Annotated in this window: 16 protein-coding genes; 10 read left to right on the top strand and 6 right to left on the bottom strand. The window is 54.0% G+C overall.

Translation table 11 applies throughout. The features are described 5' to 3' along the window. Positions 1-91: 91 nt before the first annotated feature. Both rlmB and ACXI0A_RS19230 read left to right on the top strand, forming a co-directional pair. Positions 92-826, top strand: coding sequence for a 23S rRNA (guanosine(2251)-2'-O)-methyltransferase RlmB (gene rlmB / locus ACXI0A_RS19235; RefSeq protein WP_476150830.1), 735 nt, complete (start codon positions 92-94; stop codon positions 824-826). An 89-nt stretch (positions 827-915) separates the two neighbouring features. Next, complete coding sequence (locus tag ACXI0A_RS19230) at positions 916-2,544, top strand: isovaleryl-CoA dehydrogenase (protein WP_476150831.1); 1,629 nt, start codon at positions 916-918, stop codon at positions 2,542-2,544. Here ACXI0A_RS19230 and bsmA read toward each other — a convergent pair. Beyond that, positions 2,518-2,844, bottom strand: a complete 327-nt coding sequence (gene bsmA / locus ACXI0A_RS19225) for a biofilm peroxide resistance protein BsmA (RefSeq protein WP_476150832.1) — start codon at positions 2,842-2,844, stop codon at positions 2,518-2,520. The genes ACXI0A_RS19230 and bsmA overlap by 27 nt on opposite strands. A 55-nt stretch (positions 2,845-2,899) precedes the next feature. Further along, positions 2,900-4,831, bottom strand: a complete 1,932-nt coding sequence (locus ACXI0A_RS19220; RefSeq protein ID WP_476150833.1) for a Cache 3/Cache 2 fusion domain-containing protein — start codon at positions 4,829-4,831, stop codon at positions 2,900-2,902. Between the two features lie 160 nt (positions 4,832-4,991). Between ACXI0A_RS19220 and yjfP the strand changes: the two genes are divergently transcribed. Continuing rightward, positions 4,992-5,741: an esterase gene (yjfP, locus tag ACXI0A_RS19215; protein WP_224933984.1), complete on the top strand. Its 750-nt coding sequence runs from the start codon at positions 4,992-4,994 to the stop codon at positions 5,739-5,741. A gap of 45 nt (positions 5,742-5,786) precedes the next feature. Here the strand turns inward: yjfP and ACXI0A_RS19210 are convergent, their stop codons facing one another. Continuing rightward, positions 5,787-5,993 (bottom strand): hypothetical protein, encoded by a 207-nt coding sequence (locus ACXI0A_RS19210; protein ID WP_034829327.1) that lies wholly within the window; start codon positions 5,991-5,993, stop codon positions 5,787-5,789. 383 nt (positions 5,994-6,376) lie between these two features. On the opposite strand from ACXI0A_RS19210, the gene rpsF reads away from it, so the two are divergent. The 4 genes from rpsF to rplI are packed head-to-tail and all read left to right on the top strand — an operon-like array spanning position 6,377 to position 7,817. Beyond that, positions 6,377-6,772, top strand: coding sequence for a 30S ribosomal protein S6 (gene rpsF, locus ACXI0A_RS19205; protein ID WP_084937237.1), 396 nt, complete (start codon positions 6,377-6,379; stop codon positions 6,770-6,772). A 6-nt stretch (positions 6,773-6,778) separates the two neighbouring features. Then, complete coding sequence (gene priB, locus ACXI0A_RS19200) at positions 6,779-7,096, top strand: primosomal replication protein N (protein WP_084937235.1); 318 nt, start codon at positions 6,779-6,781, stop codon at positions 7,094-7,096. 4 nt (positions 7,097-7,100) lie between these two features. Further along, complete coding sequence (gene rpsR, locus ACXI0A_RS19195; RefSeq protein ID WP_004392491.1) at positions 7,101-7,328, top strand: 30S ribosomal protein S18; 228 nt, start codon at positions 7,101-7,103, stop codon at positions 7,326-7,328. Positions 7,329-7,367: 39 nt separating this feature from the next. Further along, the gene (gene rplI, locus ACXI0A_RS19190) at positions 7,368-7,817 is read left to right on the top strand and encodes a 50S ribosomal protein L9 (protein WP_084937232.1); all 450 of its coding nucleotides are present in this window, start codon (positions 7,368-7,370) and stop codon (positions 7,815-7,817) included. Positions 7,818-7,994: 177 nt separating this feature from the next. On the opposite strand, the gene ACXI0A_RS19185 is transcribed toward rplI, so the two are convergent. Further along, on the bottom strand, positions 7,995-8,651 hold the full coding sequence (locus tag ACXI0A_RS19185) for a LysM-like peptidoglycan-binding domain-containing protein (RefSeq protein ID WP_476150834.1): 657 nt from the start codon (positions 8,649-8,651) through the stop codon (positions 7,995-7,997). A gap of 214 nt (positions 8,652-8,865) precedes the next feature. On the opposite strand from ACXI0A_RS19185, the gene fklB reads away from it, so the two are divergent. After that, positions 8,866-9,486: a BamJ family beta-barrel-assembly machinery protein gene (gene fklB, locus ACXI0A_RS19180; RefSeq protein ID WP_100703287.1), complete on the top strand. Its 621-nt coding sequence runs from the start codon at positions 8,866-8,868 to the stop codon at positions 9,484-9,486. Between the two features lie 58 nt (positions 9,487-9,544). Here fklB and ACXI0A_RS19175 read toward each other — a convergent pair whose 3' ends face one another. Further along, entirely contained in the window at positions 9,545-11,491 is a 1,947-nt protein-coding gene (locus ACXI0A_RS19175; protein ID WP_476150835.1) for a bifunctional 2',3'-cyclic-nucleotide 2'-phosphodiesterase/3'-nucleotidase, read from the bottom strand. Positions 11,492-11,784: 293 nt separating this feature from the next. On the opposite strand from ACXI0A_RS19175, the gene cysQ reads away from it, so the two are divergent. Beyond that, positions 11,785-12,531, top strand: a complete 747-nt coding sequence (gene cysQ / locus ACXI0A_RS19170) for a 3'(2'),5'-bisphosphate nucleotidase CysQ (RefSeq protein ID WP_476150836.1) — start codon at positions 11,785-11,787, stop codon at positions 12,529-12,531. A gap of 146 nt (positions 12,532-12,677) precedes the next feature. Here the strand turns inward: cysQ and ACXI0A_RS19165 are convergent, their stop codons facing one another. Then, on the bottom strand, positions 12,678-13,232 hold the full coding sequence (locus tag ACXI0A_RS19165) for a YtfJ family protein (protein ID WP_224933980.1): 555 nt from the start codon (positions 13,230-13,232) through the stop codon (positions 12,678-12,680). 313 nt (positions 13,233-13,545) lie between these two features. On the opposite strand from ACXI0A_RS19165, the gene ACXI0A_RS19160 reads away from it, so the two are divergent. Next, complete coding sequence (locus ACXI0A_RS19160; protein ID WP_031280153.1) at positions 13,546-13,752, top strand: DUF1107 domain-containing protein; 207 nt, start codon at positions 13,546-13,548, stop codon at positions 13,750-13,752. Positions 13,753-13,785: the final 33 nt, after the last annotated feature.

Raw genomic sequence — 13,785 nt, 5'->3', positions numbered from 1 at the left:
TAGAGCAGCGAGTTTTGTAGGGTGCGCATTCATGCGCGCCGAAGTTAATACCCATATTTTCAGATAGATACATCCAACCTTGAGCAAACAAATGAGTGAAATAATTTTTGGTATTCATGCCGTGCAGGCGCTGCTGGAACGTGATCCTCAGCGTTTCCAGGAAGTCTTTATTCTCAAAGGCCGTGACGATCGTCGCCTGCAGCCACTGATTGCCGCACTGGAAGCTCAGGGAATTGTGGTTCAGGTGGCTAACCGCCAATGGCTCGATAGCCAGGTGGAAGGCGGTGTGCATCAGGGTATCGTGGCGCGCGTGAAGCAGGGTAAAAACTATCAGGAAGGCGATTTACCGGATCTGCTGCAAAGTCTGGAGAAACCGTTCCTGCTGGTACTGGATGGCGTTACCGATCCGCATAACCTCGGTGCCTGTCTGCGTAGCGCTGATGCTGCTGGCGTACATGCGGTGATTGTGCCGAAAGATCGTGCCGCTCCGCTGAATGCCACGGCGAAAAAAGTTGCCAGTGGCGCAGCAGAAAACGTGCCCCTGATTCGTGTCACCAACCTGGCACGTACCCTGCGTTTACTGCAGGAGTATAACATCTGGGTGGTGGGCACCGCAGGCGAAGCCGATCACAACGTGTACCAGAGCAAAATGACCGGCCCGATGGCGCTGGTGATGGGCGCGGAAGGCGAAGGCATGCGTCGTCTGACCCGTGAACACTGCGATGAGCTGATCAGCATCCCAATGGCTGGCAGCGTTTCTTCACTGAACGTTTCTGTCGCGACCGGCGTCTGCCTGTTCGAAGCGGTGCGTCAGCGTTTGGCGTGATCCCCGCCGCAAAAGTGTTTCTGAGCCAGGCATAACTGCACATCCCCCTCATACTTGAACCATGCGTTTTATGAGGGAGATGCCACATTATGACCTGGACAACCCACAGCGTTTTCAATCAGCCCCATCCTCTTAGTAACAGCAATTTATTCACCCGCGATATCGCCTTGTGCGAGGCGGTGGCACGCGAAGGTGCAGGCTGGGACCGCGAATGGCTGGCCTCCGTTGGACTGCAACTCGGCAGCGCCGAATCCCTTGAATTGGGCCGTCTGGCCAATGCGCAATCACCTGAACTGCTACGCTACGACGCACGCGGTGAGCGGCTGGACGAAGTGCGCTTTCATCCGGCATGGCACCTGTTGATGCAGGGATTGTGCGCCAGCCGCTTGCACAATCTCAGCTGGCAGCCGAATGTGCAGCCCAATGCCATGGTGGCACGAGCCGCGCGTTTTATTTTGCACGCGCAAGTTGAAGCGGGTTCGCTCTGTCCGGTGACCATGACCCACGCCGCCATTCCGCTACTGCAAAATCATCTGCCGGAGGTCTACGCTGATTGGCGCGAGGCGCTGCTGAGCGATCGTTACGATGCACATCATCAGCCGGGTAATAAAAAGCGCGGCCTGTTGATTGGCATGGGCATGACCGAGAAGCAGGGCGGAACCGATGTGCTCAGCAACAGCACGCGCGCGGAACCGATTGGTGTGCACGGCACAGGCGAGCCTTATCGCATCACCGGTCACAAATGGTTTTTCTCCGTGCCGCAAAGCGATGCGCATCTGATACTGGCGCAAACCTCACAGGGGCTGAGCTGCTTCTTTCTGCCGCGCCTGCTGCCTGATGGCATGCGCAACGCGATTCGGATTGAACGCCTAAAAGACAAGCTGGGCAACCGCTCTAACGCCAGCGCCGAAGTGGAGTTTCAGGATGCGATAGGCTGGTTGATGGGCGAAGAGGGCGATGGTGTACGGCTTATCCTGAAAATGGGTGGCATGACGCGCCTGGATTGCGCATTGGGTAGCCATGGTTTGATGCGGCGTGCCCTGTCGATTGCGCTGCATCACGCGCAGCAGCGTCAGGTGATGGGCAAAAACCTCAGCGATCAGCCATTAATGCGCACCGTGCTGGCGCAGCAGGCCCTGCAGCTGGAAGGGCAGACCGCGCTGCTCATGCGATTAGCGCGCGCATGGTCAACCCCCGCCAGCGAGCATGAACGTTTATATGCGCGGCTGTTCACACCTGCCGCCAAGTTTGGCATCTGCAAAGCCGGCATGCCATTTGTGGCGGAGTCGATGGAAGTGCTGGGCGGTATCGGCTATTGCGAAGAGAGTGAGCTGCCTCGTCTCTACCGCGAGATGCCGGTCAACAGCATCTGGGAGGGCTCCGGCAACGTGATGTGCCTCGACGTGCTGCGCGTGCTGGGTCGTCAGGTCGATGTGATGACTATGCTCAACGATGAATTTGAAGCGGTAAAAGGCATAAATCGCCACTTTGATCGTCGCTGGCGTCAGTTAAGGCTGCAGCTCAATCACGTGCGAGAAGGTATGGCGCGTGAGGTCACGCAGGCGCTTTTACAATTGGCGACGGCAGCGATTCTGTTGAAAGTGGCAGAACCGCCGTTGGCCGATGGCTGGTGCGATCAACATCTGGATATGCGGGGGCGACGTTCGCTGAGTGACGATCTCAGCGCGCGCCTACTGCTGCGAGCCAGCGCTGGCTGATGGCGCGCCATAGAGAATCGCGGTGCCGTACCAAAAGCCGGGTAGCGTGGTTTCATCCAGCATCAGGATTTGGTAATACACGGCGCCCGCCTGATTCGCTCGTGCAGCCAGTGCGCGTTCGGCATCATCCGGTGAACCACGGGTGGAGACGGTAATGTTGCCGAGCTTGCGCAAACCATAACTTTGCGCACGGCTGATCTCCTGCGCGTGGCTGGTGGGCGGCGGTGGGGCTTCGGGGGTGGTTTTAAACGCGGCACAACCGGTTAATAACAAGCTCAACACCAGTAAGAGGCGACGCATAACAAGCTCCTGAAAAGGAAGATGGCTCCAGTTTAGGCCATCTTCCCGACTCACATCAGTCTTTCAGATGAAAAACACTCACCAGCTGGGTCAAATGATGACCTTGCTGGCTCAGCGTCTGCGCAGTGGTTTCCGATTGAGTAATCATATCGCTGCTTTGGTGCGTCGCCTGGCCAATATGATTCATCGCCAGATTCACCTGACCAATGCCCGCCGCCTGCTCCTGGGCAGCGATATTGATCTCGCCCATCAGCGTTTTGACCTGCTCAATATGGCTGACGATATGCTGCATCGCATCGCGCGTTTGCTCGGACAGCGTATGCCCGGCCGCCACTTTATCGATGGAGGTGGCGATCAGGTTATCGATCTCTTTGGCCGCATTGGCACTGCGCAGCGCCAGCGCACGCACTTCCGCTGCCACCACGGCAAAGCCTTTGCCATGCTCACCGGCACGCGCCGCTTCTACCGCCGCATTAAGTGCCAGAATGTTGGTCTGAAAAGCAATCGACTCAATCACATGGGTGATATCGGCGATGCTTTGTGAAGCCACGCGGATCTCCGCCATGGTTTCGACAGAGCGTGCCACTGTACTGCCACCATGATTGACGGTGCTGGCCGCTTCACCGACCAGCGCCATCGCCTGGCGCACGTTGGCCGCGGTTTGCGCGACAGTTGCACCAAACTGCTCCATGCTGGCAGAGGTCTCTTCCACGCTACTCGCCTGACGATTGATCTGCTCACTGATGCTGGAGCTGCTGGCGGCGATCGTATCGGTGCCACGGCTGATATCGCGTGCCGCATGGCGAACCTGACTCACCACTTTTTCCAGTCCATCGCCGATGCCATTAATGGCTGCCACCAGTTGGCCGATTTCGTCACGACGGCTGGAATCCAGATGCGCCTGCAAATTCCCGGCCGCATACTGCTCCGCCAGATGAATCACCTGTTGTAACGGACGCGTAATGGCGCGGCGGCTGTACCAGATAAAGCCCACGGCGAAAGCGATGACCAGTGCAAAGCCAATCACGATAAACAGGTTGCGGCTCTGGGTAATGGGGGCCAGCAGGCTGGCGCGACTCACTTTTCCCGCGATAATCCAGTTCCAGCCCGGCAGTTGCTGCCACGCCAATAATGTAGTTTCACCGTCGAGCTCAATACTCATCAACCCTTTTGGCTGGGTTAACAGCTGCTGCTGGACGGTCTGACCCCAACGCGGCAATTTGCCCTCTGATTCACGATCAAACAGATATTGCCCCTGCGTGCTGCCGGGGGTGCCGTTCAGAACAAAAAAGTTGCCACTTTCGCCAAGATGGCGCGCCAGCACTTTGTCACGCATCAGGGCGTATTGCGTATCGATCTGCACGCCGACGAACAGAATGGCGATCACCGCACCGCTCTCATCCTGCACTGGCTGGTACTGGGTGATGTAGCGATGGCCAAACAGCGTGGCCAGTCCGCGATAAACTTCGCCCTGATTAACGCTGCGCCATGCTGCACTGCTGCGATCCAATTTGGTGCCGATGGCGCGGTTGCCATCCTGTTTTTTCAATGAGGTAGCGATACGGACATAGTCTTCACCGTCGCGCACAAAGATGGTCGACACCGCACCGGTGCGATCGAGAAAATCATCCACGGCGATTTGATCAAGATTGAGCGTTTTCAGTCCGGCGCGCAGCGTTGGCGTACTGAGTTCGCCGACCTGGACACGCTCATTTTCATCACGGCTAAAGCGTTTAGGCAGGAAGCTTTGGAACAGCTTGGTGTAATTCGCCACTTCTTCAGACAGAGTGGCGTTAAACATGGTGGCCATTTCATTGATGCCCAACACCTGATTCTGCATATCGTCGGTGGCCAACTGCTCCAGTTGGCGTGCCGCGTTATGGCTCAGGGTTAAGGTCAAGGTAAACAGCACAATCGCCACGCTTAAAGACGTCAATACAGACAGTTTAATGCCGAGACCCATGGCGCTGAGAGAGAGACGCTTCATAAAGTACCTATTTCAATATTATTGGAGGGGTACAAGATCAACGGCAAATGCGGCAAAAGGTTTAGTACAGAAATTATTCTGATTAAATGTGAAGTCGCTCGCGTTTTGCCGTTCAGCGCTTACACTGTGACGGGTGATAATCATTCTCAACGGAGGCGGTATGATTGAGTTGGCAACGGAAAACCTGGCAGGCATTGAGTGTATTCACACGGCTCCCGCGGGACAGCGGCAGGCACGTTTACCCACCATCCTGTTTTATCACGGATTTACCTCATCCAAAGAGGTGTACAGCTACTTTGCGGTGGCACTGGCGCAGGCCGGTTTTCGCGTGATAATGCCAGACGCCGACATGCACGGGGCGCGCTACAACGGGGATACCGAAACGCGCATGACGCACTTCTGGGAGATCCTCAAACAGAACATCGACGAAGTGCCGTTGTTAGAAGCAGCGCTGCGTGAGAACGACTGGATTGCCGATGAGCGCTTTGCGGTGGCTGGTGCCTCGATGGGCGGCATGACGGCACTAGGCGCGATGGTGCGCTATCCGCAGATTCATAGTGTCGCTTGCATGATGGGCTCAGGTTACTTTATGCAGTTGAGTCAAACGCTGTTCCCGCCGCTGGTGGCGCGCACGCCAGAGCAAAAAGAGACGCTTGCCGCCCGCCTCGCACCGCTGGCGCCTTACGATCCCAGCCAGCAGCTGGATAAACTGGCTAATCGCCCGTTGCTGTTGTGGCACGGCGAAGCCGATGAAGTGGTGCCGTTTGCCGAAACCGTCCGTCTGGAGAAAGCGCTGCGTGAAGCCGCGTTGAATGACAAAATCACTTACCTGTCAGAAAAGCAGATTGGCCACAAAATTACGCCGTCAGCCCTCACCGCGCTGGTGAGTTTTTTCAAACATCAGCTGTGAAAAAACTCGGGCTGGCAAAGAGGCCAGCCCGTTACGTCTTCCGATTTACAGTTGTGAAGATAAACGATCTGCTGCACTGGTATTCGCACTGACCGGGTTACTGCCAGGCGCATCCAGCCGGTTGACATAGACATAGCCTGAAGCCGCATTGCTGCTGTTACTTCTCATCTGCTGCGCGTAGTCAGCGGAGCTGGCGAAAGCGGGTGGAGACAGGAAGAGACCCAGTAAAGTGGCGAAAATGATGGTTTTCATATTCGACTCCTCACCTCAGGGATTGCACTCTCAGACGCCGCGAATAAGCCAAACCGTTGCGCCTGTAAATAGTTTAGTTCTTCGCCACATTGATGCCAGATCGCCCTGTTGAACGCCTCCATCAGCAATTTTGAACAATCCTTCACTAACCTGCTGAATCTTAATCCTTAGCACAAAAGGTGCGCTTAATTGGCACGACCCCCACGATTTGATGAATTGTGCGCTTGAGTTTCCTGGGGTACGCCAGTATGATTACGCGTCAATTTTTCAGCTGCATTCAGAGGTGTGTTTCATTTAAATGATTCACTACCTATAACGTTCCTTGCTTCCATGGGCCGCAGCTGACCCCGACAGGAGGCTGAATAATCCGTAAGGAGCTATCGATGCGTCATTACGAAATCGTATTTATGGTCCACCCTGACCAGAGCGAACAGGTTCCAGGTATGATCGAGCGTTACACTGGTGCTATCACCGGTGCACAGGGCACGATTCACCGTCTGGAAGACTGGGGCCGCCGTCAGCTGGCTTACCCAATCAACAAACTGCACAAAGCTCACTATGTTCTGCTGAACGTAGAAGCGCCGCAGGAAGTGATTGACGAGCTGGAAACTAACTTCCGCTTCAACGACGCCGTTATCCGCAGCATGGTTATGCGCGTTAAGCACGCGGTAACTGAAGCATCTCCGATGGTTAAAGCGAAAGATGAGCGTCGTGATCGTCGCGAAGACTTCGCTAGCGAATCATCAGATGACTCAGATGCTGGGGATTCTGAAGAGTAATCCGACATGACGGCAAATCGACTGCGCCTGTCAGGCACTGTGTGCAAGACGCCAGTTCGAAAAATCAGTCCGTCAGGGATTCCACACTGCCAGTTCGTGCTTGAGCATCGGTCTGTGCAGGAGGAAGCCGGTTTCCACCGGCAAGCCTGGTGTCAAATGCCGGTGATTATCAGCGGCAGCACCCACCAGGTGATTACTCAACATATAACGGTCGGTACGCAACTCACTCTCGAAGGATTCATTAGCTGCCATCAGGCACGCAATGGTCAGAGCAGAATGGTGTTACATGCCGAGCAGATTGAATTGATAGATTCTGGAGACTAGCCAAATGGCACGTTATTTCCGTCGTCGCAAATTCTGCCGTTTCACAGCGGAAGGTGTTGTAGAGATTGATTACAAAGATATCGCTACACTGAAAAACTACGTTACCGAAAGCGGTAAAATTGTCCCGAGCCGTATTACCGGTACTCGTGCAAAATACCAGCGTCAGCTCGCTCGTTGCATCAAGCGCGCTCGCTACCTGTCCCTGCTGCCATACACTGATCGTCATCAGTAATTGGTAGTTGTCCATTAACGACTTTAAGAGGATAAGGTAATGCAAGTTATTCTGCTTGATAAAGTAGCAAACCTGGGCAGCCTGGGTGATCAGGTTAACGTTAAAGCGGGCTACGCTCGTAACTTCTTGGTTCCACAGGGTAAAGCTGTTCCTGCTACCAAGAAAAACGTTGAGTTCTTCGAAACACGTCGCGCTGAACTGGAAGCCAAACTGGCTGACGTTCTGGCTGCTGCTAACGCACGTGCAGAGAAAATCAACTCACTGGGCACCGTTACCATCGCGTCTAAATCAGGCGACGAAGGTAAACTGTTCGGTTCAATCGGTACCCGCGACATCGCTGATGCAGTTACTGCAGCTGGCGTTGAAGTGGCTAAGAGCGAAGTGCGTCTGCCAAACGGCGTTCTGCGTTCTACCGGTGAGCACGAAGTTGACTTCCAGGTTCATAGCGAAGTATTCGCTAAACTGGTTGTGAATGTAGTGGCTGAGTAATTTACTCTAAATAATTCAAGGTGCGGGAAGGCGGCAAGGGAATGAATCTCAGGAGCTTACTTAGGTAAGTGACTGGGGTGAATGAGCGAAGCCAACGCATCAGCAACTTGAAGTATGACGAGTATACTCGGTAATGCGAAAACGCCGGCCATGTGCCGGCGTTTTTGTTTCTGCGATTTACTGGGCGCGGATAAAGCTGCCGTCCGGTTGACGGGTAAACAGCACCGGGCCGTTGCTGCCATCCACCGTTAAGCCTGTCACCACGCCTTGTGCGTTCTGACGAATCTTCACCTGCTGTCCATTCTTCAATGCGCTGAGCGGCTGATCGTCCCCCTCTACGCGAGCCATCGCGAACACATCATTCACCGGCAGATTATTGTCGCGGAACAGCTGCGCCAGCGTCTGACCCGATGACACGGTATAGTTGTGCCACTCACCCTGAGAATCGGTTTTAGGTTGGGTGTTCTGCGGCTGCTTGTTGTCGTAAATCTCCGCCTGCAACGGCACCTCTTTGCTGCTGTTATCTGCCGGGCGCTCAATCGGGTATTGCGGCGTACTGCTCGGCCAGAGAAACGCTAATAGCAGAACCAGCAGGGCAATCACAATGCCACGCCGATGGAAGGCTGGCAGTGGGTTCATCCAGCGTACATCATCCAGCAGGTGCCAGACGCGCAGTAGCACGGCGGGAACGCGGGAAGGGGTATCAGAAGCCATTCGTGAATCCTCCTCGCTGGCGGCCTTGCGCGTAAATTGCGGCAGCCAACGTTGCAACCTCGATAATGTAAAAGCACGCGGTGCGCGCGTCCTGCGGCGTCGTGGGGCGATCTGGCCCATGTATTCTCTCTTTCTTAGCGCTGTACGACGAAAACGTTGCCACAGCTATAGTATGGGCAATGCGGGCGGGAAGTGCCTGCCAGCATTGAAAAATTTGACCTGCGTATTGTTTCTCTTTCCCTGGTAAATGTCATCTGCGGCGCTGCAGATTTTACGCCAGCCGCCTGCGCTGTTATGCTGCCGTTTCTATTTTCTCCGGGATTAAGGAATCAAGATGACCACCCCTTCATTCGACAGCGTCGAATCACAAGCAAGTTACGGTATCGGTTTACAGGTAGGCCAGCAGCTGCAGGAATCTGGCCTGCAGGGTCTGCAGCCGGAAGCACTGCTCGCGGGTCTGCGCGACGCGCTGGAAGGGAACTCACCGGCAGTGCCTGTTGACGTGGTACATCGCGCGCTGCGTGAAGTGCACGAGCGTGCAGAAGGCGTGCGTCGTGAGCGTGTGGAAGCAATGGCTGCTGATGGCCATAAATTCCTGGAGCAGAACGCCCAGCGTGAAGGTGTGAGCAGCACTGAATCTGGTTTGCAGTTCAGCGTGATCACCCAAGGCGATGGCCCAATCCCATCGCGTCAGGACCGTGTACGTGTGCACTACACCGGCAAACTGATCGACGGTTCTGTATTCGACAGCTCAGTGGCACGTGGCGAGCCAGCTGAATTCCCGGTAAGCGGCGTGATCGCGGGCTGGATTGAAGCGCTGACTCTGATGCCAGTGGGTTCTAAGTGGGAACTGGTGATTCCACAAAACCTCGCGTACGGCGAGCGCGGTGCTGGCGCATCCATCCCGCCATTCAGCACCCTGGTGTTCGAAGTCGAGCTGCTGGAAATTCTGTAATCTGAATTTTTCGCAGTAGATGGCCAGTCGTAAATGACTGGCCATTCTTTTGCCAACTTTACTGCTTCTGCAAATCTACCTGCCAAATCGCAAAACCAATCTCGTCACTGCCCACCGCTTTCATCGGATAATCAGCGTACTTCTCAATAAACTGCGTGGCTTTCTCGCCCGGTGCGGTTTCAAAGCGAATATCCAGCGGCGTATCGCTGTGAATCGGCGCTAAACGCCAGTTATGATCGGCCTGTGGTTTCACTTCGCCGTGTGCTTTGGTTTCGCTGCTGATATAAGCCGCGACCACTGAACGGTTCTCATCCGGTGAAGCAAACGCCACGTACTTATCGCCGGTGCCAGCGAACTTCCCGCCGTACGCGCGATAGTTGTTGGTGGCGACGAGGAATACCGCGTTAGGATCGATCGGCTTACCTCGCCACGTCAGATCCTTAATGCGTGAAGCATCCTTGTTGATTAACGTGCATTCACCGTCGTAACGCGCGGGCTGCGTTACATCGATTTGATAATCGACACCGTCAATGACGTCGAAGTTATAGGTGCGGAAATCCCAGTTAATCAGCGCTTGCGGTTTACTGCTGTGTGGATCGATTTGATTAAACTGCGCCGCTGAACACTCCAGCCACTCTCTCACTTGCGCACCGGTGACTTTCATCACCACCAGTGTGTTGGGATAGAGATAGAGATCGGCGGCATTGCGGAAAGTCAGCTCACCTTTCTCTACTTCGGTATAGCTGGCGGGATCGTTTTTACGCCCACCGGCTTTAAAGGGTGCAGCAGCGGAAAGCACCGGCAAGCGGCCGAGATCGGGATCGCCCTGAATAAAGTGTTCAACATAGGCGCGCTGTGCATTGTTGACGATCTGCACAGTAGGGTCGTCCTGCACCAGCGACAGATAGCTGTACATCACATCCGCAGACTTGCCGATCGGCTTAGCAACGAATTCACGCGTGGCACGGTGATCTTGCTCCAGCACTTTCACCAAATCAGCATCTTCAGCCGCCAGTGACTTTTTGGCGACGGGATCATAGATAGGCCGCGCTTCGGCTTTGCCCTGTGTAACCTGCCATTTGCCACCCTCGTTATTCAGCACCAAATCAACCACACCGAGATGATCGCCCCACATGCCGGGCATCACCGAGGGAACACCGTTCAGCGTGCCTTGTGCAATATCAGCGCCTTTAATGGCGGCAAACTCTTTGCTGGGGAACACCGCATGCGCGTGACCAAACATAATAGCGTTGATGCCAGGCACCTGGCTGAGGTAGTAGACCGAATTCTCCGCCATCGCATGATAGGGCTCACTGCTTAAACCTGAGTGCGGAATAGCGATGATTATTTCAGCACCTTTTGCGCGCATTTCCGGCACATACCGCTTCGCTGTTTCCGTGATGTCATCAACGCGCACTTTGCCCTGCAGATTGTTGCGATCCCACACCATAATCTGCGGCGGAACGAAGCCGATGTAGCCAATTTTTAAGCGATGCGGGTTGCCGCTGCGGTCGGTAACGGTTGTTTCTTTGATGAGATAGGGGGTAAACAGCGGTTTTCCGCTCTTTTCATCGATAATGTTGGCATTCACATAGGGGAAACGCGCCCCGGCAATCGCTTTCTGCAGATAGGGTAAGCCGTAATTGAATTCGTGATTGCCTAAGTTGCCCACCGCGTAATCCAGCGTGTTCATCGCTTTATACACTGGATGAACATCGCCTTTTTTCAGTCCCTTAGCCGCCATGTAATCGCCTAACGGACTGCCCTGAATAATGTCGCCGTTATCAACCAGCACACTGTTCTTCGCTTCTGCGCGGGCCTGTTGAATCAGGGTCGCCGTGCGCACCAGACCAAATTTCTCGGTTGGCGTGTCTTTGTAGTAATCGAAATCCATCATATTGCTGTGCAGATCGGTGGTTTCCAGAATGCGCAGATCCACTGTAGCGGCTTGCACCGTGGCTGCCGTCACACACAGCGCCAGTAACGACATGCTCGCTTTGAACATGATTTGCTCCTTGTCTGATCTAATGGGCCTCTCAAAATAATGTAAAACAATGACGAATTATCATTTCAATTTGTGATGTGTCTCAGACTTTCACGCATCAGCAGGCTTCGCTGTCCGCTAGAAAGGGATTCAGTATCACGCCATAGCCGCCAACCATGAACTATGGTATTGATAATCATATAGATTGCCGTTTCAGACAGTTCAGCCGCAGAGCATCGGGACACAACTGCTAAAATGTGTAGAGGTGAGCTGTTGATGTCTGACAGGCAGAGTCAGCGGAAAAGAGGTGAAAAATGTTAGATAAAATAATCCAACTGGCGCGTGAAGCGGGCGATGCCATTATGCATGTCTATGCGGGTTCACAACCGATGGATGTGACGCGTAAGTCGGATGATTCGCCGGTGACGGCCGCCGATCTCGCGGCACACAAAGTCATCGTGGAAGGGCTGGCCGCGCTATCACCCGAAGTGCCGGTGTTATCAGAAGAAGATCCGCCGAGCTGGGCCGTACGTCAGAACTGGAAAAAATATTGGCTGGTTGATCCGCTGGATGGCACCAAAGAGTTCATCAAGCGCAACGGGGAATTCACCGTCAACATTGCTCTGATTGAAAACGGTAAGCCGGTGTTAGGTGTGGTTTATGCGCCCGCGTTGGGTGTGATGTATTCAGCATCCGAAGGCAAAGCCTGGAAAGAAGAGGGCGGCCATAAAACACAGATTCAGGTGCGCGAGGCGCGTCCATTGCTGGTCGTCGTCAGTCGCTCGCATGCAGATAAAGATGAAGAGCTGAAAGAATATCTGGCTCAGTTGGGCGAACACCAAACCACTGCGATTGGCTCTTCGCTGAAATTCTGCCTGGTGGCGGAAGGTAAAGCCCAGCTGTATCCGCGTTTCGGGCCAACCAACATTTGGGATACCGGAGCGGGTCACGCGGTGGCGATTGCGGCCGGAGCCCATGTGCATGACTGGCAGGGCAAAACCCTTGATTACACACCGCGCGAATCCTTCCTGAATCCGGGCTTCCGCGTCTCGCTGTTTTAGTTCCTGATGCGCACCCTGCGAAAACTGCAGCCTGTATTTTCGTTGTTAATTCCGGGATGAACAGAGAAATTCGCAGCCTGTGTTTTCGCGGTTAAGAGAAGACAAGCCGGTCAAAACAGGGTCGCCATTGATGGCGACCTTAGTTTTTACTGTAGCAACTCACGGATCAACGTTATCGCCTGCTGCGCCTCATCCTGCGTCAATGCACCTTCTTTGGCATATCGCACATGCCCGGTCTTATCCAGCACCACAATCGCTGAACCCCCTTTCTCCAGCTGCCAGACCTTACGCACATTGCCGTCGCTATCCACGATAAACTGCGACCACGGATATTGCTGCTTATTGCTCTCAATACTGCTGCGCACAAACATGCCGGTGCCGGGAATGGCATCGTCAGTGTTTACAATAGTGGTGGTTTGATAGCGGTCGTGCGGAAACTTCGCTGCTTTAATGGCTTCAATCAGCGCTGCGTTCTGCTCTTTAGCCGAAGAACGCCCGGCAATATGCAAGATGACACGCACTTTTCCACTCAGCTGCGCGCTATTCCACGGTTGGTAGCTAAACTTATCTTGTTGATAAAGCAATTCCCCCCTGTCGCTCACACCCACCGGTGGGACGCGCTCGCCAATCTTAAAAGCATGGGCTGAGACAAGGCTGGGAACCAGCAGTGCCAGTGCTAACACCGAGTGTGCCAAACGCATGGTAATGCTCCTTAGTGATCCGACCAGTTATTCATGATTTTGCAATATTAGGCGTGGATGATGCGCCTGTCGCGATGAGTTAACAGCTTTGCAACCCACGCCACAATTCCTTAATGAGTGAAGGTTTATACTGGGTTTTGTGAACGTCATAACAGAGTGTTCTGTAATAATGTGTCAATTCAGTAAAAAATTCACCTTTTCGGAACATACGTAACGTTTGGTGTTCTATAGTTATGCCTCATTTGCGCTTCATGGGTTCGTACCGGATTTGGCAACGACGAAGCGTAGTACATCTGTTCAGGAGTTAGACAGCATGAAAATCTTCCAGCGCTATAATCCGCTGCAAATTGCGAAATACGTAAAAACGCTTTTTAAAGGAAGGTTGTATATCAAGGATGTTGGCGCGTTTGAGTTTGATAAAGGCAAAGTGATGTTGCCACGCGTCAAAGATAAACAGCACCTTAGCGTGATGTCCGAGATCAACCGCCAGGTTCTGCGGCTACAAGCCGAGTACAACTAAGCAGTAAAAACAAAGGGCGCCATGCAAGCAGGC

It is taken from the genome of Pantoea sp. C1E2, from assembly GCF_056491465.1.
This window is presented reverse-complemented; position numbering and strand designations above follow the sequence as displayed.